General features: G+C 68.8%; 11 protein-coding genes and 1 pseudogene. 10 read left to right on the top strand and 2 right to left on the bottom strand.

Annotation, left to right across the window (positions count from 1 at the left end; genetic code table 11):
• Positions 1-63: 63 nt before the first annotated feature.
• The 6 genes from DFLDMN_RS27700 (at position 64) to malQ (ending at position 15,069) form a co-directional block, all read left to right on the top strand.
• Positions 64-1,092 (top strand): sigma-54 interaction domain-containing protein, encoded by a 1,029-nt coding sequence (locus DFLDMN_RS27700; RefSeq protein WP_423198944.1) that lies wholly within the window; start codon positions 64-66, stop codon positions 1,090-1,092.
• A gap of 292 nt (positions 1,093-1,384) precedes the next feature.
• Positions 1,385-4,726, top strand: coding sequence for a maltotransferase domain-containing protein (locus tag DFLDMN_RS27705; protein WP_423198945.1), 3,342 nt, complete (start codon positions 1,385-1,387; stop codon positions 4,724-4,726).
• Positions 4,723-8,121, top strand: coding sequence for a maltose alpha-D-glucosyltransferase (treS, locus tag DFLDMN_RS27710; RefSeq protein WP_423198946.1), 3,399 nt, complete (start codon positions 4,723-4,725; stop codon positions 8,119-8,121). The genes DFLDMN_RS27705 and treS overlap by 4 nt, the downstream gene beginning before the upstream one ends.
• A complete protein-coding gene (gene glgB / locus DFLDMN_RS27715; RefSeq protein WP_423198947.1) occupies positions 8,108-10,384 on the top strand; it encodes a 1,4-alpha-glucan branching protein GlgB in 2,277 nt (758 codons plus the stop codon). The genes treS and glgB overlap by 14 nt, the downstream gene beginning before the upstream one ends.
• A gap of 111 nt (positions 10,385-10,495) precedes the next feature.
• Entirely contained in the window at positions 10,496-12,646 is a 2,151-nt protein-coding gene (gene glgX / locus DFLDMN_RS27720) for a glycogen debranching protein GlgX (protein ID WP_423198948.1), read from the top strand.
• Complete coding sequence (malQ, locus tag DFLDMN_RS27725; protein WP_423198949.1) at positions 12,643-15,069, top strand: 4-alpha-glucanotransferase; 2,427 nt, start codon at positions 12,643-12,645, stop codon at positions 15,067-15,069. Before glgX ends, malQ begins: the two co-directional genes overlap by 4 nt.
• A gap of 3 nt (positions 15,070-15,072) precedes the next feature.
• Here the strand turns inward: malQ and DFLDMN_RS27730 are convergent, their stop codons facing one another.
• Both DFLDMN_RS27730 and DFLDMN_RS27735 read right to left on the bottom strand, forming a co-directional pair.
• On the bottom strand, positions 15,073-17,049 hold the full coding sequence (locus DFLDMN_RS27730; protein WP_423198950.1) for a PAS domain-containing hybrid sensor histidine kinase/response regulator: 1,977 nt from the start codon (positions 17,047-17,049) through the stop codon (positions 15,073-15,075).
• 155 nt (positions 17,050-17,204) lie between these two features.
• Positions 17,205-17,375 carry a hypothetical protein gene (locus DFLDMN_RS27735; protein WP_423198951.1) on the bottom strand — a complete coding sequence of 57 codons (171 nt, stop codon included), beginning with the start codon at positions 17,373-17,375 and terminating at the stop codon, positions 17,205-17,207.
• Positions 17,376-17,551: 176 nt separating this feature from the next.
• Between DFLDMN_RS27735 and DFLDMN_RS27740 the strand changes: the two genes are divergently transcribed.
• The 4 genes and pseudogenes from DFLDMN_RS27740 to treY all read left to right on the top strand — a co-directional run bounded on the left by DFLDMN_RS27740 (position 17,552) and on the right by treY (position 26,821).
• Positions 17,552-20,131 carry a glycogen/starch/alpha-glucan phosphorylase gene (locus DFLDMN_RS27740; protein ID WP_423198952.1) on the top strand — a complete coding sequence of 860 codons (2,580 nt, stop codon included), beginning with the start codon at positions 17,552-17,554 and terminating at the stop codon, positions 20,129-20,131.
• 279 nt (positions 20,132-20,410) lie between these two features.
• Positions 20,411-22,052 (top strand): annotated as a pseudogene (gene glgA, locus DFLDMN_RS27745) (glycogen synthase GlgA).
• A gap of 27 nt (positions 22,053-22,079) precedes the next feature.
• On the top strand, positions 22,080-24,113 hold the full coding sequence (locus DFLDMN_RS27750; protein ID WP_423198953.1) for an alpha-amylase family glycosyl hydrolase: 2,034 nt from the start codon (positions 22,080-22,082) through the stop codon (positions 24,111-24,113).
• Entirely contained in the window at positions 24,110-26,821 is a 2,712-nt protein-coding gene (treY, locus tag DFLDMN_RS27755) for a malto-oligosyltrehalose synthase (protein WP_423198954.1), read from the top strand. Before DFLDMN_RS27750 ends, treY begins: the two co-directional genes overlap by 4 nt.
• Positions 26,822-26,832: the final 11 nt, after the last annotated feature.

Below are 26,832 nucleotides of genomic sequence, written 5' to 3' on the forward strand. Positions count from 1 at the left end.
ACTGTGGCAGAAGACTGTGGCAGAGATGCGCGGCGCGCCGGTCCAGCCGACATTACGAGATCCGTGTCCACTACCGTCACCAGCCCTACGGCCCGCCCCGCCGCTCCCCCGCCCCGCGAAGCCCGCGCGACGGTTCGCCGCGCCGTGCCAGGCCAGGTCTCCCTGCTCTGGGAATCGACCTCGCCCGCCATGCAGCGCCTGCTCGGTCAGCTGAATCGCGTGGCGGGCACCGATGTGACCATGCTCGCCGTCGGCGAATCCGGCAGCGGCAAGGAGGTGGTCGCGCGCGCCGTCCATGACCGCAGCGCGCGGCGCGCCGGACCCTTCGTCGCGGTGAACTGCGGCGCGATCGCGCCGACCCTGATCGAATCGGAGCTGTTCGGTCACGAGAAAGGTGGCTTTACCGGTGCGCTGGACCAGAAGGCCGGCTATTTCGAGCAGGCCCAGGGTGGCACGCTGTTTCTCGACGAAGTGACTGAAATGCCGCTCGAGATGCAGATCAAGCTGCTGCGGGTCCTGGAAAGCCGGACTTTCCAGCGAGTGGGCGGCGACACCCTGCTGGTGAGCGATGTGCGCATCCTGGCAGCCACCAACCGCGATCCGATGGATGCGGTACGCAATGGCTACCTGCGCGAGGACCTGCTGTATCGTCTGGCGGTCTTTCCGTTGCACATCCCGCCACTGCGGGAGCGGCCCGAGGATATCGTGCCGCTGGCCCGGCACTTCCTCGCCGAGTTCAACGCGATGGAGCAGACCGACAAGACCTTTTCGGCCGGCACGCTCGAGCGGCTCACGCGCTACGACTGGCCCGGCAACGTGCGCGAGCTGAAGAACTCGGTCTACCGCGCGTATATCCTCGCCGACAAGGTGGTCGAGATCGGCAACCCCAACCTTGCCAACCAGCCGCCGCGACCGACCACGGTCGACGGGGTGGTCAACGTGCGCGTGGGCACCACGCTGGCCGATACCCAACGCGAGATCATCCTGGCCACGCTGGCCCGCTTCGATGGCGACAAGCGCCAGGCGGCCAAGGCGCTCGGCATCAGCCTCAAGACGCTCTACAACCGGCTCGACGTGTACCGCGCGAGCTGAGTCGCGCCACTCTCGCGGGCTGGCCCGCATGCACCGCCGCCGCTGCCTGCTCGCACGGCTTCCGTCCTGTCCGCACCCGCCGCGACGCGCACGTTCATCCCCATCGGCCAAAGCTGCCCTGACCACTGCGCTACCCGTGTAGAAATTACATCCGCGCAATTTGCCGGCGGCCCGGCGGCCCGGCGCCATTCCCTTGTGCCAGCGGGCCGCGCGCGCGTTTCCCGCACTGCACACATGTCTGGCACAGCCTTCGCATGCCCTCGCAAATCTCGAAGTCCCAAGGACAGTTCACGTGCGCATCTGCCAACTCAACATGAGCGACGCGCGGACGCTCGACGACGCCTCGCTGTCGCGCGCCGCATCACTGGGATTCGACCATGTGCTGCTGGCCGGCTGGTCGATCCCACACCCGCGCACCGATGCCCGCCTCGATACCCTCTCCGCCACCGCGGCCGCGTGCCGCCGCCAGGGTCTTGGCCTGCTGCTCGATCTCGCGCTGGACCGGTTTCCGCACGACGCCGCCGCCATGCACGACGGTTGGGTCGACCATGCACGCCCTGCCGGCAGCCCCGATGCCACCGACAGCCACCTCGCGGGCGTGCGGCTGCGCTGGCACGATCCGGCCGTCGCCGCGGCCCTGATCGCATGGTGGTCGGCGCAGATCCGCGCCGCGCTCGACAGCGGCGTGCACGGCTTCTGCTGCCGCGCGCCGACGCGCGTGTCCGGCGACGCCTGGGCCGAGCTGCTGGGCACGGTCAGGCGCAACGGCGCCGCCCCTGGCGTGTTTCTGGCCTGGACCGCCGGGGCCACGCCGCAGCAACTCGACGATCTCGGCCGCGCCCCGTTCGACGGCGCGTTCTCGTCGCTGCCGTGGTGGGATTACCGCAGTGCGTGGCTGACCGAGGAAATGGCTCGCCTGCGCCGCTTTGGCCGGGTGCTGGCGGCGCCGGCGCTGCGCCCCGACGGCGTCGACGTACTGGCCGCGCGCCGCGCACTGTGGACCGCGGCTGCCATCGGCGACGGTCTGCTGGTCCCGGCCGGCTATGAAACCGGCGGCCTGGCGAGCGGCCCGCATGGCGACCCGCATGGAGACGCTCGCGCAGGGCACCCGGCCGGCGATGCCATGGCGGACCGGACCGCCTCGCGCGAAGGCACCGCCACGATCCACGATGCCCCGTTCGACCTGACGCACGAGCTCATGGAAGTCAACGCATGGCTCGCGGCGCGTCCCGACACGCCGGCGGTGGCGGTGCGCCAGCTGAGCGGCCCCGATGCGCCGCTGACGGTACTCGCGCGCGTGCCGGCCCACCTGGCCAACGGTGCGCCGCCGGAGCCGGCCCTCACGATCGTGCTGAACCCGTGCGCGCTGCATCCGGCGTCGTTCGGGGCCGACCGCGTGCTGCAGGCATTGCCGCAACCCGCCGCCAGCCTGCGACCCAGCGCGGGCGGCCCGGGCAGCGCGCTGGAGCCGCAGGCCACGCTCGACCCGTGCTGCGCCATCACGCTCGCGCCTGCCGATATCCGCCTGTACCAGGCCGTGCCGGCACCGGTGGAAGCCAAGCCGCGCCGCAATGGCAGCACCGCCCGCCGCGCCGAGCGCGAGCTGGCCGCCGCGCTGCAGGCCCCGCGCGTGGCCATCGAAAACCTCACGCCGAGCTGCGACGCCGGCCGCTTTGCCGTGCGGCGCGTGGTGGGCGAGCGTGTCGAGGTGTGCGCCGACATCTGGATGGATGGCCACGACAAGCTGGCGGCGGCGGTACTGTGGCGCGCGCCGGGCGAGAACACCTGGCAGGCGTCGCCCATGGTCCATATCGTCAACGACCGCTGGCGCGGCAGCTTTCCGATGGTCGCCATGGGCCGCCACGAGTACACCGTGGAAGCGTGGAAGGACAGCTTCGGCAGCTGGCTCGACGAAGTCGGCAAGAAGCGCAAGGCGGGCGTCGATATCACGCTGGAGATCGAGGAAGGCGCGCGCCTGGTGGCGGCAACGCTTACCGGTCCGGACGGCGACAAGATCGAGGAGGCGGCCGCGCTGGTGGCCGATCTGGAAGCGGCGCGCGGCGACGATGCGTTGCGGCTGGAGATCCTGCTGTCGCCGCGTGCGGAACAGACCATGCGCGCCTCGATGCAATACCCGTCGGGTCGTCCGTTCGCCAGCCGCTTTCCCGCCACGCTGCCGGTCGAGGCCGATCGCCTGGCCGGGCGCTTCGCGAGCTGGTACGAACTGTTCCCGCGCTCCGAGAGCGGCGACGAGCGGCGCCATGGCACGTTTGCCGACGTCATCCGGCGCCTGCCCGAGATCCGCGCGATGGGCTTCGACGTGCTGTACTTTCCGCCGATCCACCCGATCGGCGTCAAGCACCGCAAGGGCAAGAACAACAGCCTCAAGGCGGAACCCGACGACGTCGGCAGCCCCTATGCCATCGGCGGCGAGGCCGGCGGCCACGATGCCATTCACCCGGAGCTTGGCACGCTGGAGGACTTCCAGCGCCTGCGGCGCGCGGCGGCCGGCATGGGCATCGAGCTCGCGCTCGATTTTGCCATCCAGTGCTCGCTCGATCATCCCTGGCTGCGCGAGCATCCCGAATGGTTCTCGCACCGCCCCGACGGCACGCTGCGCTACGCCGAGAATCCGCCCAAGAAGTACGAGGACATCGTCAACGTCGATTTCTACGCCACGCCGCCGGCTGGCGAACAGCTCTGGCAGGCGCTGCGGGACGTGGTGATGTTCTGGGCCGAACAGGGCGTACGTATTTTCCGCGTCGACAACCCGCACACCAAGCCGCTGCCGTTCTGGGAGTGGATGATCGCGGACGTGCGCGCACGCTACCCCGACACGCTGTTCCTGGCCGAGGCCTTCACGCGCCCGAAGATGATGGCGCGCCTCGCCAAGCTGGGCTTTGCGCAGTCCTATACCTACTTCACCTGGCGCAACACCAAGGCCGAGCTGATCGAGTACATGACGGAGCTCACACGCGGGCCGCAGCGCGAATACTATCGCCCGCATTTCTTCGTCAATACGCCCGATATCAATCCGTACTTCCTGCATGAGGGCGGCCGGCCCGCTTTCCTGATCCGCGCCGCGCTGGCGGCCCTGCTATCCGGCCTGTGGGGCATGTACAGCGGCTTCGAGGTCTGCGAGAGCGAGCCGCTCGTACTCAACGGCGTGACCCGCGAGGAGTATCTCGATTCCGAGAAGTACCAACTGCGCGTGCGGGACTGGCGCCAGCCCGGCAATATCGTCGCGGAGATCTCGCGCCTGAACCAGATCCGCGCCAATCACCCCGCATTGCAGAGCCATCTGGGTCTGCGCTTCTATCACGCCAGCGACGACGCGGTGCTTTATTTCGCGCGCTTCGTGCCGAGCGGCGCCGAGCACACCGGCGCCTTTGGCGACGACGTGCTGCTGGCCGCCATCAGCCTGGACCCGCGCCAGCCGCGCGAGGCCGACATCGAGCTGCCGCTATGGGAGTGGGGCCTGCCCGACCATGCATCGCTGCTGGTGGAAGACCAGATGTTCGGCCACCGCTTTACATGGCGCGGCAAACAACAGCATATCCGCCTGAATCCATACGAGCTGCCGTTCTCGCTCTGGCACGTCAGGCCCCAACCTTTGCCAGGAGACACGGCATGAAGCGTCTTACCGACCGCGCCAACGCCGCCCTGCTCAACGCCGACCCGCTCTGGTACAAGGATGCGGTCGTCTACCAACTGCATATCAAGTCCTTCTACGATGCCAACGGCGATGGCGTCGGCGATTTCGCCGGCCTGCTCGCCAAGCTCGACTACCTCGTCAACCTTGGCGTCGACACCATCTGGCTACTGCCGTTCTACCCGTCGCCGCGCCGCGACGATGGCTACGACATCGCCGACTATCGCAATGTGCATCCGGACTACGGTACGCTCGCCGAGGCGCGCCGCTTTATCACCGCCGCGCATGCGCGCGGCCTGCGCGTGATCACCGAACTCGTCATCAACCACACCTCGGACCAGCATCCGTGGTTCCAGCGTGCGCGCAAGGCCAAGCCGGGTTCCGCGGCGCGCAACTACTACGTGTGGTCGGACCACGACCAGGCCTATGCCGGCACCCGCATCATCTTCTGCGATACGGAAAAGTCCAACTGGAGCTGGGATGCCGAAGCCGGTGCGTATTTCTGGCACCGCTTCTATTCGCACCAGCCGGACCTGAATTTCGACAATCCGCAGGTGCTCAACGAAGTGCTGTCGGTCATGCGCTTCTGGCTCGATATCGGCGTGGACGGTCTGCGCCTGGACGCGGTGCCGTACCTCGTGGAGCGCGAGGGCACCAGCAACGAAAACCTGGCGGAGACGCATGCGGTCATCCGCCAGATCCGGCGCCATCTCGACGAGCACTACACGGGGCGTCTGCTGCTGGCCGAGGCCAATATGTGGCCCGAGGATGCGCAGCAGTACTTTGGCGGCATGAGCGGCGGCGCGACCGCCGACACCACCGGTGCCGCCAGTCCCGACGGCATTGCCGGCGACGAGTGCCACATGGCGTTCCACTTTCCGCTGATGCCGCGCATGTATATGGCGATCGCGCGCGAGGACCGCTTCCCGATCACGGACATCATGCGGCAGACGCCGGAGGTGCCGCCCAATTGCCAGTGGGCGATCTTCCTGCGCAACCATGACGAGCTGACGCTCGAGATGGTCACCAGCAGCGAACGCGACTACCTGTGGGAGGTCTATGCCTCGGACCGCCGCGCACGCATCAACCTTGGCATCCGCCGCCGCCTGGCGCCGCTGATGGAACGCGACCGCCGCCGCATCGAGCTGATGAACAGCCTGCTGTTCTCGATGCCGGGCACGCCGGTGATCTATTACGGCGACGAGATCGGCATGGGAGACAACATCCACCTGGGCGATCGCGACGGCGTGCGCACCCCGATGCAGTGGTCGCCCGACCGCAACGGCGGCTTCTCGCACGCCGATCCTGAGCGGCTGGTGCTGCCACCGCTGCAAGGTCCGCTTTACGGCTATGAAGCCGTCAACGTGGAAGCGCAGAACCGCGATCCGCACTCGCTGCTCAACTGGATGCGCCGCATGCTCGCGCTGCGGCGCCAGCATCGCGCGTTCGGCCGCGGCACGCTGCGCTTCCTGTTCCCGGGCAACCGCAAGATCCTGGCGTACCTGCGCGAATACGACAACGAGCACATCCTGTGCGTGGCCAACCTGTCGCGCGCGCCGCAGGCGGTGGAGCTCGACCTGTCCGCGTTTGCCGGCCGCGTGCCGGTGGAGATGCTGGGCGCCACGCCGTTCCCCGCCATCGGGCAGCTTACGTATCTGCTGACGCTGCCGCCATATGGCTTCTACTGGTTTGTGCTGAGCGAGGACGCGCAGCCGCCTTCGTGGCACGTCGACGCGCCCGAACAGATGACCGATCAGATCACCCTTGTCGTGCAGAACGTGGCCGGCCGTTCGGAGCTGACCGAATCGGCGCGCCGCGCGCTGACCAATGAAGTGCTGCCGCACTACATCGCGCGGCGCCGCTGGTTCGCCTCGAAGGGCGAGCGCATCGAGCGCGTGAACGTTGCGTATGCCTTGCCCTTCGTCAAGACCCTTGCCAACGAGGAGGTCTTCCACTGCGAGGTGGAAGTGACGCTGCCCGGCCGTGTCGAATGCTACCAGTTGCCCGTCGCACTGATGTGGGACCGCGAGAGCCAGGACGGCCTGTCGCAGCTGGCACATGGCCTGTCGATGGCGCGCGTGCGCCGGGGCGCGCGCGTCGGCATCGTGACGGATGGCTTTGTCATCGAACCGTTTGCGCGTCAGGTCGTGGCCGCGCTGCGCGCCTCGACCGAGGCCGAAACCACGCATGGCGTGATCCGCTTCCTGCCCGAGCCGGGCCTGTCGTCGGTGCCGCTCGAAGAGGAACCGGTGCAGTGGATGTCGGCCGAGCAGTCCAACAGTTCGCTCGCCTATGGCAATGCCGCCGTGCTCAAGATGGTCCGGCGCATCGCCGGCGGCATCCACCCGGAAGCCGAGATGACGCGCTACCTGACCAGCCATGGCTATGCGCATTCGGCCCCGCTGCTGGGCGAAGTGGTGCGTACCGGCACCAATGGCACGCCGCATACGCTGATGCTGCTGCAGGGCTATATCCTCAACCAGGGCGACGGCTGGGACTGGACGCTCGATTACCTCGGCCGGTCGATCGACGACGCGTTGCCGGCCGACGGCAGCCCCGAAGAATTCGACGAAGCGCTCAAGGGCTACGCCACCATGGTCGGCACGCTGGGCCGCCGCCTCGCCGAGCTGCACGCGGTGCTGGCGCAACCTTCCGGGGACGAGGCCTTCACCCCCACGCAGGCGGGCGAGGCCGAGGCCGAGGACTGGGCGAGCCGCGCGCTGGCCTCGCTCGAAGAGGCCATGACCCTGCTCGCGGCGCGGCGCGCCGACGCGCGCGGCGCCTTCGCCGAGGATATCGAAACGTTGCTCGCCGCGCGGGAGCAGTTGCCCCGGCTGGTGGCGCGGCTCGCCGCGGCCGCGCCGGGCAGCCTGCAGACACGTATCCATGGCGACTTCCACCTGGGCCAGGTGCTGATCGCGCAGAACGACACCTATATCGTCGACTTCGAGGGCGAGCCGCGCCAGCCGCTGGCGTTCCGTCGCCGCAAGACCTCGCCGCTGCGCGACGTGGCGGGCCTGCTGCGCTCGCTCGACTACGCCGCCGCCACGGTCGGCACGGACCGCCAGGAACGCACCCACGCGACCTTGCCGCCCACGCTGGCCGAACGCCGCAGTGCGCTGCTCGATCGCTTCCGCGAAGCGGCCGGCGGCGCCTTTCTCAATTGCTACCAGCAGACCATGCAGAACGCCGCGCGCACCTGGGTAGAGGCGGCACAGTTGCAGCCGCTGCTCGATCTCTTCCTGCTGGAGCGCGCCGCGTACGAGGTCGGCTATGAAGCCGCCAACCGCGTCGCGTGGATCGACCTGCCGGCGAGCGGGCTCGCGCGCCTCGTACGCAAACTGCTGGGTACCGGAGCCGCCGATGGCCAGCCCTGACACCGACACTTCCATTGCACCCGCGGCCAGGACCGCGCCGGTGACGCTGCCCGACCCGGTCATCCAGTCGTTGCTGGCCGGCCGCCTGGCCGATCCGTTCGGCGTGCTGGGACCGCATCGCGACGAGCATGGCGTGGTCGTACGGGCGCTGCTGCCCGGTGCCGAACACGTGCAACTGACCGACGCCGACGGCACCCCGGTCGCCGACATGACACGGCTGCACGCCGACGGGGTGTTCGCCGGCCGCCTGCCGGGCTTTGCCAACGGGCAGCCGGTTTCGCGCGATTACCGCCTGCGCGTCCGCTGGCCCGATGGCAGCGAGCAGGACAGTCCCGACCCCTATGCGTTCGGCCTGCTGCTCGGTGAACTCGACCTGCACCTGATCGGCGAGGGCCGCCATCTCGAACTGGGCAGCTGCCTGGGCGCGCAATGCATGACGGTCGAGGGCGAGGTCGGCGTGCGCTTTGCGGTATGGGCGCCGAATGCCCAGCGTGTCTCCGTCATCGCCGACTTCAATGGCTGGAACCCGGCCCGTCATCCGATGCGGCTACGCCATGGCTCCGGCATCTGGGAACTGTTTATCCCGGGCGCGCTGGGCGCAGGTGCCGGTGCGCGCTACAAGTTCGACCTGATTGGCGCCGACGGCATGGCGCTGCCCGACAAGGCCGATCCGCTCGCCCTCGCCACCGAGGCGCCCCCGGCCACGGCGTCGGTGGTGGCCTGCGCGGGTGGCGGGGCGCCGCCCTTTGCGTGGAACGATGCCGAATGGATGCGGCAGCGCGCCGCGGCCAATCCATATACCACGCCGATGTCGGTCTACGAGCTGCATGCCACTTCGTGGCAGCGCGCCGCCGACGACACCGAGCGCGGCTGGGAAATCCTGGCCGAACGGCTGGTGCCCTATCTCCGCGACCTCGGTTTTACGCATATCGAGCTGCTGCCCATCACCGAGCATCCGTTCGGCGGCTCCTGGGGCTATCAGCCGCTGTCGCTGTTTGCGCCCACCGCGCGACTCGGGCGGCCCGAACAGTTCGCCGCGTTCATCGACCGCTGCCATCAGGCCGGTATCGGCGTGATCCTCGACTGGGTGCCGGCCCACTTTCCGACCGATCCGCACGGGCTGGCCCGCTTCGACGGCACCGCGCTCTACGAGCACGAGGATCCGCGCGAGGGCTTCCACCAGGACTGGAATACGCTGATCTACAACCTCGGCCGCAACGAGGTACGCGGGTTCCTGCTGGCGGGCGCGCTGCACTGGCTCGAACACTTCCACGCGGATGCGCTGCGCGTGGACGCGGTGGCCTCGATGCTCTATCGCGATTACAGCCGCGAAGCGGGCCAGTGGGTGCCCAACCGCTATGGCGGGCGCGAGAACCTCGAAGCCGTGGCGTTCCTGCGCGAACTGAACACGCTCGTGCGCGAGCGTTGCCCCGGCGCGCTGACCATTGCCGAGGAGTCCACCGCATGGCCCGGCGTGACCGCAAGCGTGGAGGCGGGCGGGCTCGGCTTCAGCTTCAAATGGAATATGGGCTGGATGCACGACACGCTGCGGTACATGAGCCATGAGCCGGTCCACCGGCCCTGGCACCACTCGGACATGACCTTCGGCATGGTGTACGCATGGTCCGAAGCCTTCGTGCTGCCGCTCTCGCATGACGAGGTGGTGCATGGCAAGGGTTCGATGATCGGCAAGATGCCCGGCGACGACTGGCAGAGGCTGGCCAACCTGCGTGCGTACTACGGTTTCATGTGGACCCATCCCGGCAAGAAGCTGCTGTTCATGGGGGGCGAGTTCGCGCAATGGCGCGAGTGGAACCACGACGACGAGCTCGACTGGTCCCTGCTGGACCAGCCCGCGCACCGCGGCGTGCATTCTCTGGTACGCGACCTCAACCGGCTCTATCGCGAGCTGCCAGCCTTGCATGCGATGGACCATCGCCCCGATGGCTTCCAGTGGGTGGTGGGCGACGATCACCAGAACAGCGTCTTCGCATTCCTGCGCCGCGCGGCCCCGGGGGGACGCGAGGTGGCGCTGGTGGTGGTCAACATGACCCCGGTGCCGCGCGCAGGGTACCGCCTTGGCGTGCCATATGCCGGGGCATGGGAGGAATGCCTGAATACGGATGCCGCCTGCTATGGCGGCAGCAATGTCGGCAACGGCGGACGCGTGGAGGCCGGCGACACGCCGTCGCATGGCCATCCTGCCTCGCTGACGCTGACGCTGCCGCCACTCGCCACGCTGGTCCTCAGGTATCTCGGTTGATGCCGCTCCGGTTCATGCCTCTGCCTCACAACGCTGCATCGATATCGGCACCGTCGCGGCGCGTGCCGCGACGCGATCATAACCACAACACGACAGGAAGGAGCCTTCTACATGGCGAGCGCCCCCATTGACCGCTTGCAGCCCGGCAAGCCGTATCCCCTCGGCGCAAGCTGGGACGGACTGGGTGTCAACTTCGCGGTCTTCTCCGCCAATGCGAGCCGTATCGACCTGTGCCTGTTCTCCGCCAACGGACGCCGCGAAATCCAGCGCCTGCCGCTGCCGGAATGCACGGACGAGATCTGGCATGGCTACCTGCCGCATGCGCAGGTCGGCACGATGTACGGCTATCGTGCCTTCGGCCCTTACGAGCCGGCGCATGGCCATCGCTTCAACCCGCACAAGCTGCTGCTCGACCCTTACGCGCGCCAGCTCAGCGGCCCGGTGCGCTGGTCCGACGCGCTGTTCGGCTATCGTCTCAACAGCCCGCGCGCCGACCTCACGCCCGACCGTCGCGACAGTGCGCCCATGATGCCGAAGGGCGTGGTGATCGACGAGAGCTTCCACTGGGGCGACGATCGGCCGCCCGCGGTGCCATGGCCGCAGACCACCGTCTACGAGGCCCATGTGCGCGGCATCTCGATGCAGCGCGAGGACCTGCTGCCGCACGTGCGCGGCTCGTTCCAGGCGCTGGCGGATCCGCGCTTTGTCGATCACCTGGTCACGCTCGGCATTACGTCCATCGAGTTGCTGCCGGTCCATGCGTTCCTGCAGGATCGCTTCCTGATCGAGCGCGGCCTGCGCAACTACTGGGGCTACAACACGCTGGCGTTCTTTGCGCCCGAGCCGCAGTACCTGTCGTCGAACCAGCTCAACGAAGTGAAGGTCGCCGTGCGGCGCCTGCACGCGGCCGGCATAGAGGTCATCCTCGACGTGGTCTACAACCACACCTGCGAAGGCAACGAACTCGGGCCCACGCTCTCGTGGCGCGGCCTCGACAACGCCAGCTACTACCGCCTGATGCCCGGCGACGAGCGCCATTACATCAACGACACCGGCTGCGGCAATACGCTCAACCTGTCGCATCCGCGCGTGCTGCAGATGGTGCTCGATTCGCTGCGCTACTGGGTGCAGTGCTATCACATCGACGGCTTCCGCTTCGACCTCGGCAGCACGCTCGGGCGCGAGGCCACCGGCTTCGATCCCGGCTCGGGCTTCTTCGATGCGATCCTGCAGGACCCCGTGCTGTCGCGCGTGAAGCTGATCTCGGAACCGTGGGACCTCGGCCCCGGCGGCTACCAGGTGGGCAACCATCCGCCGGGCTTTGCCGAATGGAACGATAAGTTCCGCGACAACGTACGCCGCTTCTGGCGCGGCGATGCGGGCCAGCGCGGCGAGCTCGCGGCGCGCCTGACCGGCTCGGCGGACCTGTTCGACCGCCGCCATCGCAAGCCGTGGGCGAGCGTGAACTTCATCACCGCGCACGACGGCTTTACGCTGGCGGATCTGGTCAGCTACAGCCAGAAGCACAACGAGGCCAATGGCGAGGACAACCGCGACGGCAACGACGACAACGCCAGCGCCAACTGGAGCCCGGACGGCAGCGTCGAAGGGCCGACCGACGATCCGGCCATCCTGGCCACGCGCGGTCGCGTGGCACGCGCGCTGATGACCACGCTGCTGCTCTCGCAGGGCACGCCGATGATCACCGCCGGCGACGAGTGGGAGCGTAGCCAGCACGGCAACAACAATGCGTACTGCCAGGACGGTCCGATCTCGTGGCTCGACTGGAATGACGCCGCGGACCCGTCCAACGCACCGATGCTGGCGTGCGTGCGCCGCCTGCTGGCGTTGCGCCGCCGCTTGCCGGCGCTGACCGAGAACCGCTTCGTGCACGGGCGTTCGCGCCCCGCCCCGGGCGTGGCCGATATCGCGTGGTTCGGGCCCGACGGCAACGAGCTGACGCCCGAGCAATGGGCCAATCCGGAGGACCGCACGCTGGCCCTGCGGCGTGCAACCCATTGCGAGAAAGGCGGTGGCGTGCAGGTCATCCTGCTGTGCCTCAACGCGGGCAATGACGACGTGACCTTCCGCCTGCCCGAACCGGGCCAGCGCTGGCGCATGCTGTTCGACAGCACGCAGCCGGAGGCCGAGGAAAGCGCCGTGACAGCCACCGAAGAGGGCCGCCCGGTGCAACGCGTGGCGGCCCACGGCGCGGTGCTGCTGGCCGTTGAGCTTTCCAGAGACGAGGACGACGCATCATGACGACATCGGGCGCGCCGCTGGAGGCATTGGCTACCGATGCGGGGCTGCAGACCCAATGGGACGACGCCTGGGGGCAGCCCCAGGCGCTGTCGCCCGACGCCATTCGTACGGTGCTCGACGCGATGGGGCTGCCCTGCGCCACCGCGGACCAGTGCGAGGCATCGCGCGCATGGCTGGCGGCGGACGACGCCGCGCATGCGCTGCCGCCACTGATCACCGCCGACCAGGGCAAACCGGTACCGGTCCCGTGGCCGCATGCTCCCGCGCAACGGCCCTACCAGATCGAATACGAAGATGGCCGCGTGGCCGATGGCGTGGCGCAGCGGCGCGATGCCGGCATGCTGCTGCTCGCGCCGATCGATACCATCGGCTACCACCACGTGACGCTGGGTGACACGCGGACCACGATCGCGGTAGCGCCGCCGCGTTGCTACGGCGTGGCGGATGCGCTGGCCGAGGCGCCGCACTGGCGGGCCGGGAGCCCGACGGCCAGGCCATGGGGGCTGGCGGTCCAGCTCTACGGACTGCGGCGCGGCGCGTTGACCGGGCTCGGCGACCTGACCGCGCTCGCCGAGTTGTGCGAAGCGGCCGCGCGCGAACAGGCCGATGCGGTCGCGATCAATCCGCTGCATGCGGGCTTTGCCGCATTGCCGGAGCGCTACAGTCCGTATTCGCCGTCGAGCCGGCTGTTCCTGAACCCGCTCTATGCCGATCCCACTGCCGTGTTCGGCGCCGACGCCGTGGCCCAGGGCTGTGCCGCGCTACGCCTGACCGATGCCTTGCTCGCGGCGGAAGCGCGGCGCGAGATCGACTGGCCGACGGTGGCAGTGGCCCGCTATGCGTTGCTGCGCTGGCTGTGGGAGCGCCACACGGCGCTGCTGCCCGCCGCGGCGGTGCAGCAGTTTCAGGCGTTCCGCGCGCGCGGCGGCAATGCGCTGCACGCGCATGCGTGCTTCGAAGCGTTGCAGGCGGCACAGCTGGCAGGCCTGGCCGATGGCAACCAGGGCGGCGATGGCAGCAAAAAATGGGGTGACAACCGCGACAACGGCGCCGCGCCAGCGCGTGCCGCGGCCACCGACTGGCGCCGCTGGCCCGAGGCGTGGCGCGACCCGTCGAGTCCGGCGGTGGCGGCGGCCGCGCGGGCCCATGCGGCCGAAGTCAACTATCACACCTTCCTGCAATGGCTTGCGACGCAGGGAATGGCAGCCGCGCAGCAACGCGCGCGCGCGGCCGGCATGGCAATCGGCGTGATCGCGGATCTCGCGGTGGGTACGGACCCCGGCGGCAGCCATGCCTGGACGCGCCAGGCCGAGATCCTGCGCGGCTTTCATGCCGGGGCACCGCCCGATGTGTATAACCCGCTCGGGCAGGACTGGGGCGTGGCGGTCTTTTCGCCGCGCGGTCTGCGGCACCATGGCTATGCGGCGTTCATCGAGATGCTGCGCGCCAACCTCGCGCATGCGGGTGGGCTGCGCATCGACCATGTGCTCGGACTGGCGCGCATGTGGCTGGTGCCGGAAGGCGCATCGGCGCGTGAAGGCGCGTACCTGACCTATCCCCTCACCGATCTGCTGCGTCTGGTCGCGCTCGAGTCGTGGCGCCATCGCGCCATCGTCATCGGCGAGAACCTTGGCACGGTGCCGGCCTCGCTCAACGACGCGCTGGCCGCGCGTGGTGTGCTCGGTATCGACGTGCTGTGGTTCGAGCGGGCCGCCGCGGCGGATCGCAAAGCGGACCAGGAGGGCGACAGGATCGCCGACACGATGGCTGCCGGGGCCGAGACGGCTTCCGATACCGGCGCCGCCCACGGGGCAGCGCGTGCCGGTGCGCGGGCCAACGCGGACACTGGCGCGGAGGCCCGGCCCAACACGCCTGACACGCCTGACACGCCTGACACGCTTGACACGCTTGACACGCCCAGCACGCACGACACGCCCGACAAGCTGGACAAGCCGGAGACGGCGGCATTCCTGCCGGTCTCGCAATGGCCGCCGCACGCGGTCGCCACCACCACCACGCACGATCTGCCGACCATCGCCGGCTGGTGGCGCGGGCGCGATATCGCCTGGCGCGCGCGCCTCGAACAGCTTGGCGCCAACGAGACCGAGGCCGATGCCATGGCGGCGCGCGCCGCCGATCGTGCCGCGTTGTGGCATGCGCTCTGCGCCGCGGGCCTCGCCAGCGGTGCCGAACCCGATGCGGCGCCGATCGAGGCCATCCTCGCGTGGCTGGGACAGACCGGCACGCCCTTGCGGCTGGTGCCGATCGAAGACCTCGTTGGCAGCGAGGAGCAGCCGAACCTGCCGGGCACGGTAAGCGGCCATCCAAACTGGCAGCGGCGCATCGATGGCGATGTGCGCGAGCTGTTCGCAGCGGCGGCGGTCAGGGCGCGCGTGGCGGCATTGCGGACGGGGACCCCGTGAGCGCTAGCGCGCGCAGTGCCGCGTCCCGCTGGCCGGATCTGCCGCGGGGCTCGCGGTGCCCGCCGCCCCGTCGTTGGCGCCCAGCGCCGCACACAGTATCTCGACCGTGACGGGCTTTACCAGATGATCCTCGAATCCCGCATCGAGCGCGCGACGCCGGTCGTCCGCGGTACCCCTTCCCGTCAGCGCCAGCACGCGCGCGGTTATCCCCTGCGCGCGCATGCCCGCAAGCACCTCATAGCCACCGACCTCGGGCATTTCGAGATCGAGCAGCACCACGTCGGGCGGAAAATCGCGCACGATGGCCAGCGCCTGCGCACCGCCGTACGCAGCACGCGCCTCGTGGCCGAGCACGGCCAGCAGCTCGACCATGCTATCGGCCGAATCGGCATTGTCGTCAACGATCAGCACCCGACGTACGGGCAGCGCCTTCGTCGGGGCGCGTTCCACGGCTTCTCCATCCATCTCGACCTCCGGCAGGATCATGGTGAAGGTACTGCCTCGCCCCAGTCCGGGACTGGTAGCCTGAATGGCGCCGCCGTGAGCCTCTACCACCGCGCGCGCCAGGGCCAGGCCGATGCCCAGTCCGCCGCGCTGGCCATCGCCGTCGCCCTCCTGCGCAAACAGGTGGAAGATGCGGTCGAGCGCATCGGGGGCAATGCCCTCTCCGCTGTCGCTGACCATGGTGACGACGTTGCCGCCGTCGGTATTCACCGTAACGGTGATGGCGCCACCGCGCGGGGTGTATTTGGCGGCGTTGCTGAGCAGGTTGGACAGCACCTGCCCCAGCCGTCCTGCATCGGCGTTGACGAACACGGGGTCGGGCGGCAGCGTCACGGCGAGCCGTTGGCCGGCGGCTTCGAGCGTCGGGCGCATCGCCTCGATGCTGGCGCTCACGATCTCGTTGAACATGGTCGGCACCGGCTGTATCTTGAGCTTGCCGGTGGTCACACGCCCCACATCCATCAGGTCCGACACCAGCCGCGTCAGCAGTTGCGCCTGCCGTCCGACGATGTCGGCGCAATGGCGGATGCGGTCGTCGGCCGGCGCGCTGAGCCGGATCACATCGACCGCGTTGCGGATCGGCGCCAGCGGGTTGCGCAGCTCGTGCGCGAGGATGGCCAGGAATGCCTGCACGCGGCGCCCGGCACTTTCGAGCTCCTCGAGCCGGGCCGCCGCGCTACCGCTGCGAGCGGTCCACAGGATGCCGATCGGACATGCGGCCGCATCGCGGATCAATACCTGCTCGATATGGCAGCGCACCAGCCGGCCGTCCTTGCACTGCAGCCGTTCCTCGCCCCGCCACCGTCCGTGCGCGCGCACCTCGTCGAGCGCGGCCAGCACGGCCCGCTCGCCGCCACCGGCCTGCGGATGGGGGTAAAGCACCCACAGCGGCCGGCCGACGGCGTCGGCGGCGCTGAACCCGGTAAGCGCCTCGGCCCCGGCATTCCAGTCGCGGATCTGGCCATCCAGGCTCAGTTCGCAGATCGCGTGGTCGTGCAAGATATCGGCCATCAGGCGCTGGCGCACCTCCGCCTGCGCGGCACGCTCCTCGGCCGCATAACGGACCGTGATGTCGTGACACGCCACCGCCACACCGTCGCCATGCGCCACGGCGACCATATGGGCAAGGAACACGCTGCCGTCGCGCCGCACGCACCACCCCTTGATGTCGGCGCGGCCATCCTCGTGCGCCGCCCGCAGCCACTGTGCGGAGACGCCCTCCCCAACCGCGGCGGCGGTATGCAGGCAGGCGACATGGCGGCCGACGACTTCGCCGGCCTCGTACGACAGCGTCCGCCGCGCGGCCTCGGTCCAGGTCCGGATGCGGCCGCGGTGGTCCAGCTCGAACACCGCCACATCCTGGAGTGCGGCGAGCCATGCGTCGGCGACGGTTGCATCGCGGCCGCCCCCGCCGCTGGCCGGCCCGGCGGTTACCTCGCGCGCCGGCCCCTGAGCTGGCGTAGCCCGATCCCACATATGAAGTCCTTCTCCGATGGCAATGACGCGGCTGTTCCGGGATGCCATGAGCACGGCTGCCCGCGGCCCTGCCGTATCAGCATAGTCGGTCCGCGGTACCGCGCGTTGCAGAAATTACGCGTCCTGCGCAGCAGGGCGCAAGGTCCGTGAAAAAGCTACCCGAGGCACGCGCGGCAAGGGTCGCCATGGCGCGCGGAGGGCGGCACCGGATGCTTGTCGGGCTGGTCGCGCGCCGGCTGGTCGCCGCGCTCCTTGTTGTGGTCGGGGCTCTGGTCCGGGCGATGGTCCGGACGGCGGACAGGCTCATGCGGAATATGGGTCACCATGACGTGTCTCCGGCAGCGGTAGCAGTGGATAGCAGCGGATAGCGGTAGATAGCGGTGGACGTGCGCAATGCCTCTTTCGCACGTTTTATACCAATGACGGCGGCAGGTACGCGACACACCTGCCGCCACTTTTGCCTAGCATGAAAGGCCGATGTCTCTCGACCCGGAGTCTACAGATGAACGAACCCAGCAGGCTGCGGCCGGCATCGTCGACGCATGCCGACCATCCGGACGACACCCGTATCGACATGTCGAGCGCCACCATCCGGCGCGCCTTCCTCGACCATGTGTTCTATACGCAGGGCAAGCTGCCCGGGCACGCCAGCGGCAACGACCTCTACCAGGCGCTGGCCCACACCGTGCGCGACCGCCTGGTGCAGCGCTGGATCAGCACGGCAGAAGCCTACCAGAACCAGCCCTCGCGCACGGTCGCTTACCTCTCTGCGGAATTCCTGATGGGGCCTCACCTCGGCAATAACCTCGTCAACCTCGGCATCTTCGACGACGTACGCGCCGCCATGGCCACGCTCAACCTCGATCTGGACGACATCCTCGCGCAGGAAGTCGAGCCGGGCCTCGGCAATGGCGGTCTGGGCCGCCTGGCGGCATGCTTCATGGACTCCCTGGCCACGCTCGAGATTCCCGCGCTGGGCTATGGCATTCGCTACGAGTACGGCATCTTCCACCAGAACATCATCGACGGCATGCAGGTGGAGAGTACCGACACCTGGCTGCGCAACGGCAACCCGTGGGAGATCCAGCGCTCCGAGTGGGCGGTGCAGGTCCGCCTGGGCGGCCATACCGAGCACTATATGGACGACCGCGGCCACTACCGCGTGCGCTGGGTGCCGGCCAAGACCGTGGTGGGCGTGCCGTTCGACTCGCCCATCCTCGGCTACCGTGTCAATACCGTGAACACCCTGCGCCTGTGGCGCGCGGAGGCAACCGAGGCGTTCGACTTCCATACCTTCAACCGCGGCGACTATCTTGGCGCCGTCAACAAGAAGGTGACCTCGGAAAACCTCACCAAGGTGCTCTATCCCAACGACGAGACGCAGCAGGGCAAGGAGTTGCGGCTCGAGCAGCAGTACTTCTTCGTGGCCTGCTCGCTGCAGGACATGATGCGGCTGCTGGCCGCGCATGGCATCGCGGTGACACGCTTCCACGAGAAGTTCGCGGTCCAGCTCAACGACACCCATCCCGCCATCGGCATCGCCGAACTCATGCGGCTGCTGGTGGACGACCACGATATCGCGTGGGAGGAGGCCTGGCACATCACGCGGCACGCATTCGCGTACACCAACCATACGCTGCTGCCGGAAGCGCTCGAACAATGGCCGCTGGAGCTGTTCGGCCGCATCCTGCCGCGTCATCTGGAAATCATCTACGAGATCAACGCGCGCTTCCTCGACGAGGTGCGCATCCGCTTCTACGGCGACGAGTCGCGGCTGGCGCGGCTCTCACTGATCAACGAGCAGGGCGGCCGGCAGGTGCGCATGGCCCATCTGGCCTGTGTCGGCAGCCATACCATCAACGGCGTGGCGGAACTGCACTCGCGGCTCATGCGCGAGGACGTACTCAAGGACGTCCATGCCATGTGGCCCGAAAAATTCACCAACGTCACCAATGGCGTGACGCCGCGGCGCTGGATTGCATTGTCGAACCCGCGGCTGACGCATCTGGTGACGGAAGCCATCGGCGACGGGTGGATCGGCGACCTCGAACGCCTGCGCGCGCTGGAGCCGCTTGCCGGGGACAGCGGCTTTCGCGACCGCTGGCACGAGGTCCGGCGCCAGAACAAGCAGGACCTGGCGCGCCTGGTACGCGAACACACCGGTATCGTGGTGGACCCGGATTCGATGTTCGACGTCATGGTCAAGCGCATCCACGAATACAAGCGCCAGCACCTGGCGGTGCTCCACATCATCGCGCTCTATCACCGCATCAAGTCCGATCCAGCCGCGCAAATCGCCCCGCGTACCTTTCTCTTCGGCGGCAAGGCCGCGCCGGGCTACCACTACGCCAAGCTGATGATCCGCTTTATTACCTCGGTGGCCGACGTCGTCAACCGCGATCCGCAGGTGCGCGACCGGCTCAAGGTAGTGTTCCTGCCCAACTTCAATGTGACGTCGGGCCAGCGGATCTACCCGGCCGCGGACCTGTCGGAACAGATCTCGCTGGCCGGCAAGGAGGCCTCCGGCACCGGCAACATGAAGTTCGCGATGAACGGCGCCATCACTATCGGCACCATGGACGGCGCCAATATCGAGCTGCGCGACGCCATCGGCGCGGACAACTTCTTCCCGTTCGGCCTGAACGCGGCGGAGGTCTACGCGCTCAAGGCAGCCGGCTACCATCCGGCCACGTTCTACGACGGCGACGCGGAATTGCGCGCGGTCATCGACCTGATCCAGCACGGCTTCTTCTCCAAGGGCGATGCCGCGGTGTTCCGGCCGTTGTTCGAGGGCCTGCTTCAGCACGATCCGTACATGCTGCTGGCGGACTTTGCTTCCTACCTGCATTGCCAGCAGGACGTCTCGGCCGCGTACGGCGACCAGGCGCGCTGGCAGCGGATGTCGATCCTGTCGTGCGCGCGTTCCGGCCGGTTCTCCTCGGATCGCGCCATCCGCGAGTACGCAGGGCGAATCTGGCATGTGGAACCGGTGCCCGTCTGCCTGCTGCACCGGTCGAGCGGTCAGGTGCAGGGTGCGTCGCAGGCTGGAAGCGGGGGATTCAGCACGCGCTGCGGTGGATGAGGTTTTTTCCGCCACCGCGTCGCGCGCGGTAGTTTCTACAATGGCTACGGCAGCTTTGTACACGCGGGCGTCACCGGCAGCCGGGTGACGGCCTCCGGGCCTCGCAGCCATGCGGGGTGGAACGGGATGACGCCAGCGCCGCAAGCTGGCACGGAGTTCGCATTGGTGATCCGGCGCGTCGTCCCGGCGCCCCATGCCAAAACAAAGAACGAGCGCTCGTGCAACGGCTCCCCGCCGCACCTCACGTCCGCTCACGTTCGTCCTACCCGGAGCCTCACCTTGAACGCGAACATCCTGTTTGTCGCGGCGGAAGCACAGCCTCTTGCCAAGACCGGCGGTCTGGCAGATGTCATTGGCGGTCTGGCTGGCGCGCTACATCAGCGCGGCGCCAACGTGTCCATTCTCATGCCCGGCTACCCGCGGGCCATCGCCGCGGCACGCGACGTCCGCAGTCTTGGCGCGGTACGCCTGCCGATGTCGCTGCCGCCCGGGCACAGCCCGGCCCGGCTGCTCGAAGGCCGGATGCCGGACAGCGGCGCCCGCGTCGTCCTGCTGGATTGCCCTTCGCTGTACGACCGCCCGGGGTCGCTCTACGTGGATGCCACCGGCCGCGACTTCTGCGACAACGCCCAGCGCTTTGCCGCGCTGGCCCATGCGGCCGCGGCCATTGCCGCCGGCGAAACGCCGCTGCCGGTGCCGGGCCTCGTGCACGCACACGACTGGCATGCCGGCCTGACGCCGCTGCTGATGCGCCAGCGCGGCCTGCATGTCCCGACCGTCTGCACCATCCACAACCTGGCGTTCCAGGGCGTATTCCCGATGGAAGTCGCGCCTGTGCTGGGCCTGCACGACGACTGCCTCGGTCCGGACGGCATCGAGTTCTGGGGCAAGATCAACTTTCTCAAGGCAGGCATCCGGTACGCCGATCGCGTCACCACCGTCAGCCATACCTACGCGCGCGAAATCCGCACGCCGCATTTTGGTCACGGGCTGGACGGCCTGCTCAACCACCGTGCCAATGTGCTCGGCGCGATTCCCAACGGCGTCGATACGTCGGCATGGCACCCGGGCACCGACCGCCTGCTGCCGCAACGCTACGATCATCGCAGCCTGGCCGGCAAGCGCGCCTGCAAGGCCGCGCTGCAGTCGCGTTATGGCCTGCCGCAGCAGGGCCGCGGCGCCAGTGATCGCGCTCGGCAGCCGCCTGACCCACCAGAAGATGGCCGACGTGGCGCTCGCCGCCATCGAGCAATCGCTGGCGGCGCACGACGATGTGCAATTCGCCGTGCTCGGCTGCGGCGACCCCGCGCTGGAAGCTGCCTTCGTGGAACTGGCGGCCCGTCATCCGCAGCGGGTCGGCGTGTCGATCGGCTATCGCGAGGAAGACGCCCACCTGCTGCACGCGGGCGCGGACATACTGCTGCACGGCAGCCGCTTCGAGCCGTTCGGCCTCACCCCCGTCTATGCCATGCGCTACGGCACCGTGCCCATCGTCTCGCGCGTGGGTGGCCTTGCCGATACCGTGCGCGATGCCGGTGGCGACGAAGCGCCGGCCGCACGCGCCAACGGCTTCATCTTCGACGGCGAGACGCCGGAAGACATGGCCGCGGCGATTGCGCGTGCGCTCGGCTGGCTCGGCAAGGCACGCCACTGGCGCACCTTGCAGCGCGTCGGCATGCAGACCGACTTCAGCTGGGAGAGCCCGTCGCGGCAATACCTCGCGCTCTACGGTGCGCTGGCACCGGCCCTGGCGCTCGCTCCGCAACCGCTGGTCGAGCCGGAGGAACGTCCGGCGCGTGCCGCGCGCAACGTGCGCCAGGAACGCCCCGCGCGTCCGGCACGCGGGGCGCGTCCGCCCGCAGCCGTGACGGAGCCGCAAGGCGCCGCCGTGGACCCCGTGGCCGCGGCCACGCCGGCCTGATAGCAATGCCCGACCGCGAGACTGGTCATGATGTATTCGATCCCCGCGGCGCCCAAGGCGCCGCCCCGCATGCCGGCGCCGCCCGCCGGCGCCAACTGGGAAACCCTCGGTGCCGATGTGCGCGCACTCCCGTGCGACGAGGATGGCGAGGAGATCTATCGCTTCGGCCCGGCAATGCTGTCCGACGGCCGCGTCCGCTTCCGTCTGTGGGCGCCCGATGCGGCGGCACAGGGCCAGTCGGTGCGGCTCGAAATCGGTGGCGTGGGCCCGATCATGATGGTCCCCGACGCACATGGCTGGTTCGAGGCCATTACCGCCTGCTGCCATGGCGCGCGCTACTGGTTCCGCCTCGATGACGGCACCACCGTGCCCGACCCGGCCGCGCGCGCGCAGGCCGATGACGTGCACGGCGCCAGCGTGTTCTGGCATCCTCCACCCGAGGCCGCATATCGCTGGCAACACGAGGAATGGCGCGGACGGCCGTGGCACGAGGCCGTTATCTACGAGATGCACGTGGGCCTGCACGGCGGCTTTGCCGGCGCCCGCGCGCTGCTGCCGCGCCTGGCCGCCCTCGGCATTACCGCGGTGGAACTGATGCCGCTCGCGGAGTTTCCGGGCACGCGCAACTGGGGCTATGACGGCGTGCTGCCGTTTGCACCCGAGCATGGCTATGGCACGCCCGATGAACTGCGCGCGCTCGTCGACGCCGCCCATGGCCTCGGGATGATGGTGCTGCTCGATGTGGTGTACAACCACTTTGGTCCCGAAGGCAATTATCTGAACCGCTACGCGAGCGCCTTTTTTCGCCAGGACCGGCACACGCCGTGGGGCCCGGCTATCGATTTCCGCCGCCCCGAGGTGCGCCGTTTCTTTACCGAGAACGCACGCTACTGGCTGGAAGAATTCCGCTTCGACGGTCTGCGGCTCGATGCCGTGCACGCGATCGAGGACGAGGGCTGGTTGCCGCAACTGGCCGACCATCTGCGGCGCTGCGTGGCCAGTGGCGAAGGCGGCAAGGGAGCTGGTGCGGGGCCACGTCATGTGCACCTGGTCCTCGAGAACGATCATAACGACGTGGCGCTGCTGCGCAGCGGTTATGACGCGCAGTGGAACGACGACGCCCATCATGCGCTGCACGTGCTGCTGACCGGCGAGCACGATGGCTACTACGCCGAGTTCAATGGCGACCTGCCCGGGGCCGCGCCGGCGGGCGGCCCCGGCAGCGCGCCGCTGCGCCATCTGGCGCGCGTGCTGGCCGAAGGCTTTGCCTGGCAGGGCGAGATATCGCCACACCGCACCGGCGGCGGGGTGGGGGAAGGCACCGACGGCACCGGCGCCGCCGGCGATGGGCCGCTGCAGGGCCGGGAGGTACGCCGCGGCCAGCCCAGCGCGGAACTCGGCGCCACTTCCTTCGTGATGTTCCTGCAGAACCATGACCAGACCGGCAACCGCGCCTTTGGCGAACGGCTGACTACCCTGGCCGAGCCGGACGCGCTGCGCGCCGCCATCGCGCTGCAACTGCTCAGCCCGCAGATCCCGCTGATCTTCATGGGCGAGGAAGACGGTGCGCGCGAACCGTTTCTCTATTTCACCGATCATCCGCCCGAACTCGCACAGGCCGTACGCGACGGACGCCGGCGCGAGTTTGCCGCCGCCGATGCCTTTCGCGACGAAGACCGCGCGGCACGCATCGCCGATCCCAACGCACCGGCAACCTTTGAAGCTTCGCGTCCGCACTGCGATGACACCGACGGCTATTGCCGCGCGTGGCATCACTACTACGGCGAGCTGCTGTCGATACGCCGGCACGAATTGATGCCACGGCTGCATGGCGCGCGCAGCGCCGGCGTGGACATCCTCGGCGAGCGTGCCCTGGTGGCGCGCTGGCAACTCGGCGACGGTAGCCTCCTGTCGATCTGGCTGAACCTGGGCGATACCGCCGTAAACGCGCAGTGCGAGGCGACCACCATGCTCCATGCGAGCCTGCCCGGTGCCATCGCCATGCTCAAGGCCGGCACGCTGCCGCCGCGCTGTACCGTGACCTGCCTGCATCATTCATGAGCGATCTCGATCACGCCGGTGTGCCGCGTGCCACCGCCCGCCTGCAACTGCATGCGGGCTTTACCTTTGCCGACGCGGCAGCGCTGGTGCCGTACCACGCCGCGCTCGGCATCAGTCATCTCTATCTGTCGCCGATCACGTGCGCGCGGCCGGGCTCCACGCACGGCTACGACGTCACCGACTGCACCACCATTAATCCCGAACTGGGCGGCGAAGCGGGCTTTCTCGCGCTGTGCGAAGCCGCCCAGGCGGCGGGGCTCGGTATCGTGCTCGATATCGTGCCGAACCACATGGCCGCGAGCGCGACGCACAATGGCTGGTGGCACGACGTGCTGGCAAAGGGACCACAAAGCGCCTACGCGCGCCACTTCGATATCGAATGGCAATCGCGCGATCCCGCCCTGCGCGGCAAGGTACTGGTGCCGATCCTCGGGGAACGCTACTGGCAGACGCTGGCATCCGGCGCGCTGTCGTTACGGCGTGGCGAGGACGGCGTGGTCATGCTGCACTATGGCGATCATGTCCTGCCGCTGGCGGAGGCGCCCCTTATCGCCGACGACGGCAAGCGCGATGGCGACCTCGTCGAGCCCGACTGCGCAGCCGCATGGCACGCGTTGCTGGAGCGCCAGCATTATCGGCTGGCGTGGTGGCGGACCGCGGCGGCCGAGCTGAACTGGCGCCGTTTCTTCGAGATCAGCGAACTGGTGGGCCTGCGCCAGGAATCCGAAGCGGTGTTCGAAGACACGCACGCGCTCGTATTCCGGCTCTATCGCGAGGGCTGGATCGATGGCGTGCGCATCGACCATGTCGATGGCCTGGCCGACCCCGCAGGCTACTGCCGCAAGCTGCGCGAACGGCTCGACGCACTGCGGCCGGGCCGGCCCGGCGACAAGGCGCGCGCGCATCCATGGATCGTGGTGGAGAAGATCCTGGGAGAAGACGAGCCGTTGCCGGCCAACTGGCAGGTCGACGGGACCACCGGTTACGACTTCATGAACGACGTGGCCGCCGTGCTGCACGACGCGCAAGGCGCGGCGACGCTCGACGCGCTCTGGCAACACATGAGCGGCGACCCCCGCACCTATCCCGCGTATGTGGATGCCGCGCGGCAACGCATGCTCGAACGGCACCTGATGACCGAGTTCGGCGGTGCATGCGCCCGGCTCTACGCCCTGGTGCGCGCCAACCCGCAGGAACGCGACCTGACGCTGGCGGCATTGCGGCGCGCGTTGAAGATGCTGCTGGTGCAGGTACCGGTTTATCGGAGCTACTACCGTGGCATCGCCGACGACCGGCGCATCGACGGCACCGGTGCGCACGGAGAAGCGGACGGAAAAGCTGACGGAAAAGCGGACGCAAGCCTGGGCGCACAGGAGACGACGGTCGATCCCGGCGAGACCGCGTGGGACGACGCCATGATCGCCGCCGCCGCGGCGCGCGCGGCGGACAGTCTCGCACCGGAGGAAAAGGTCGCGCTCGACTATATCGTCACGCAACTGCGTGGCAAGGCGCCCGTCGGCACGCCAGCGGGCGACCTGCGCACGCGCCTGCAGCAGATCATGCCGGCCCTCGCCGCGAAGTCGACCGAGGACACCGTGTTCTATCGCTACGGACGGCTGCTCTCGCGCAACGAGGTCGGCAGCGTGCCGGCCACGCTGGCACTGGAGCCGGAGCAGTTCCATGCGCGCCTGCTGGCGCGGCCGCAGCATGCCATGCTGGCCACCGCCACCCATGACCACAAGCGCGGCGAGGATGCCCGCCTGCGCCTGGCCGTGCTGAGCGAAGTGGCCGACGAATGGAGCGAGGCAGTCCATGCATGGGAGACGCAGATCGCGCCGTTGCTGGCGGCATCGCCCAAGGGCCCCGACGGCGTGGACCGGCTGATGCTGTACCAGACGCTGATCGGCGCGTGGCCCGCCGATCCGCGCGCGCTGGAGGGCGAAGACGCGCAGCGCGCCTTTATCGAACGCATTCTCGCGTGGCAGACCAAGGCCCTGCGCGAAGCCAAGCGCCATACCAGCTGGACCGATCCCGACACCGGGTACGAGGCCGCCTGCGAAGCCTTCCTGCCCGCCCTGGCAGCGGGCGGCGCCGACAGCGTGCTGGAGCGCATCGGCCAGTTCGCGCAGCGCATCGGGCCTGCCGCCGCGCTGAACGGGCTGGCGCAGACGCTGATCCAGCTGACCGCGCCGGGCGTACCCGATCGCTATCAGGGCAACGAAGGCTGGGACTTCAGCCTGGTCGATCCCGACAACCGGCGCGCGCCGGACTACGCGCGCCTGCGTGCGCAATGCGAATGCACGGCAGGTTGGGCGCACTGGCTCAGCCATTGGCGCGACGGGCGCATCAAGCAGCAACTCATCCGGGCGGTACTGCAGTACCGGCGCGAGCATGCGGTGCTGTTCAACGAAGGCACGTGCCATGCGTTGCCGGCCAGCGGCACGCTGGCGCGCCAGGTGCTCGGCCTGGCCCGGCGCTGCGGCGAGCGCGAGGCGATGACTATCGTCACCCGCCTGGCCGCGCATCACGTCGATCCGGACGTCCCGCGCATTCCGCCGCCGTGCTGGGCCGACACGGCCATTCGCGCCAGCGGCGCCGGTCCGTGGGTGGATGTGCTGACGGGCCGCACGCTGTCGGTCCACGCAGGACACCTCCGGTTGAAGGACGTCCTGCAGGTATTGCCGGTTGCGCTGCTGGTGCGCCCGTAGGCTTTGCCGGC

The sequence above is a fragment of the Cupriavidus sp. H19C3 genome (genome assembly GCF_049393815.1).
Taxonomy (GTDB): Bacteria; Pseudomonadota; Gammaproteobacteria; order Burkholderiales; family Burkholderiaceae; genus Cupriavidus.

What these genes read in the sequence shown, in the direction of transcription:
- treS (WP_423198946.1), top strand. Translation starts at nt 4,723, where the DNA reads ATGAAGCGTCTTACCGACCGCGCCAACGCCGCCCTGCTCAACGCCGAC.
- glgB (WP_423198947.1), top strand. Translation starts at nt 8,108, where the DNA reads ATGGCCAGCCCTGACACCGACACTTCCATTGCACCCGCGGCCAGGACC.
- glgX (WP_423198948.1), top strand. Translation starts at nt 10,496, where the DNA reads ATGGCGAGCGCCCCCATTGACCGCTTGCAGCCCGGCAAGCCGTATCCC.
- malQ (WP_423198949.1), top strand. Translation starts at nt 12,643, where the DNA reads ATGACGACATCGGGCGCGCCGCTGGAGGCATTGGCTACCGATGCGGGG.
- DFLDMN_RS27730 (WP_423198950.1), bottom strand. Translation starts at nt 17,049, where the DNA reads ATGTGGGATCGGGCTACGCCAGCTCAGGGGCCGGCGCGCGAGGTAACC.
- DFLDMN_RS27735 (WP_423198951.1), bottom strand. Translation starts at nt 17,375, where the DNA reads ATGGTGACCCATATTCCGCATGAGCCTGTCCGCCGTCCGGACCATCGC.
- DFLDMN_RS27740 (WP_423198952.1), top strand. Translation starts at nt 17,552, where the DNA reads ATGAACGAACCCAGCAGGCTGCGGCCGGCATCGTCGACGCATGCCGAC.
- DFLDMN_RS27750 (WP_423198953.1), top strand. Translation starts at nt 22,080, where the DNA reads ATGATGTATTCGATCCCCGCGGCGCCCAAGGCGCCGCCCCGCATGCCG.
- treY (WP_423198954.1), top strand. Translation starts at nt 24,110, where the DNA reads ATGAGCGATCTCGATCACGCCGGTGTGCCGCGTGCCACCGCCCGCCTG.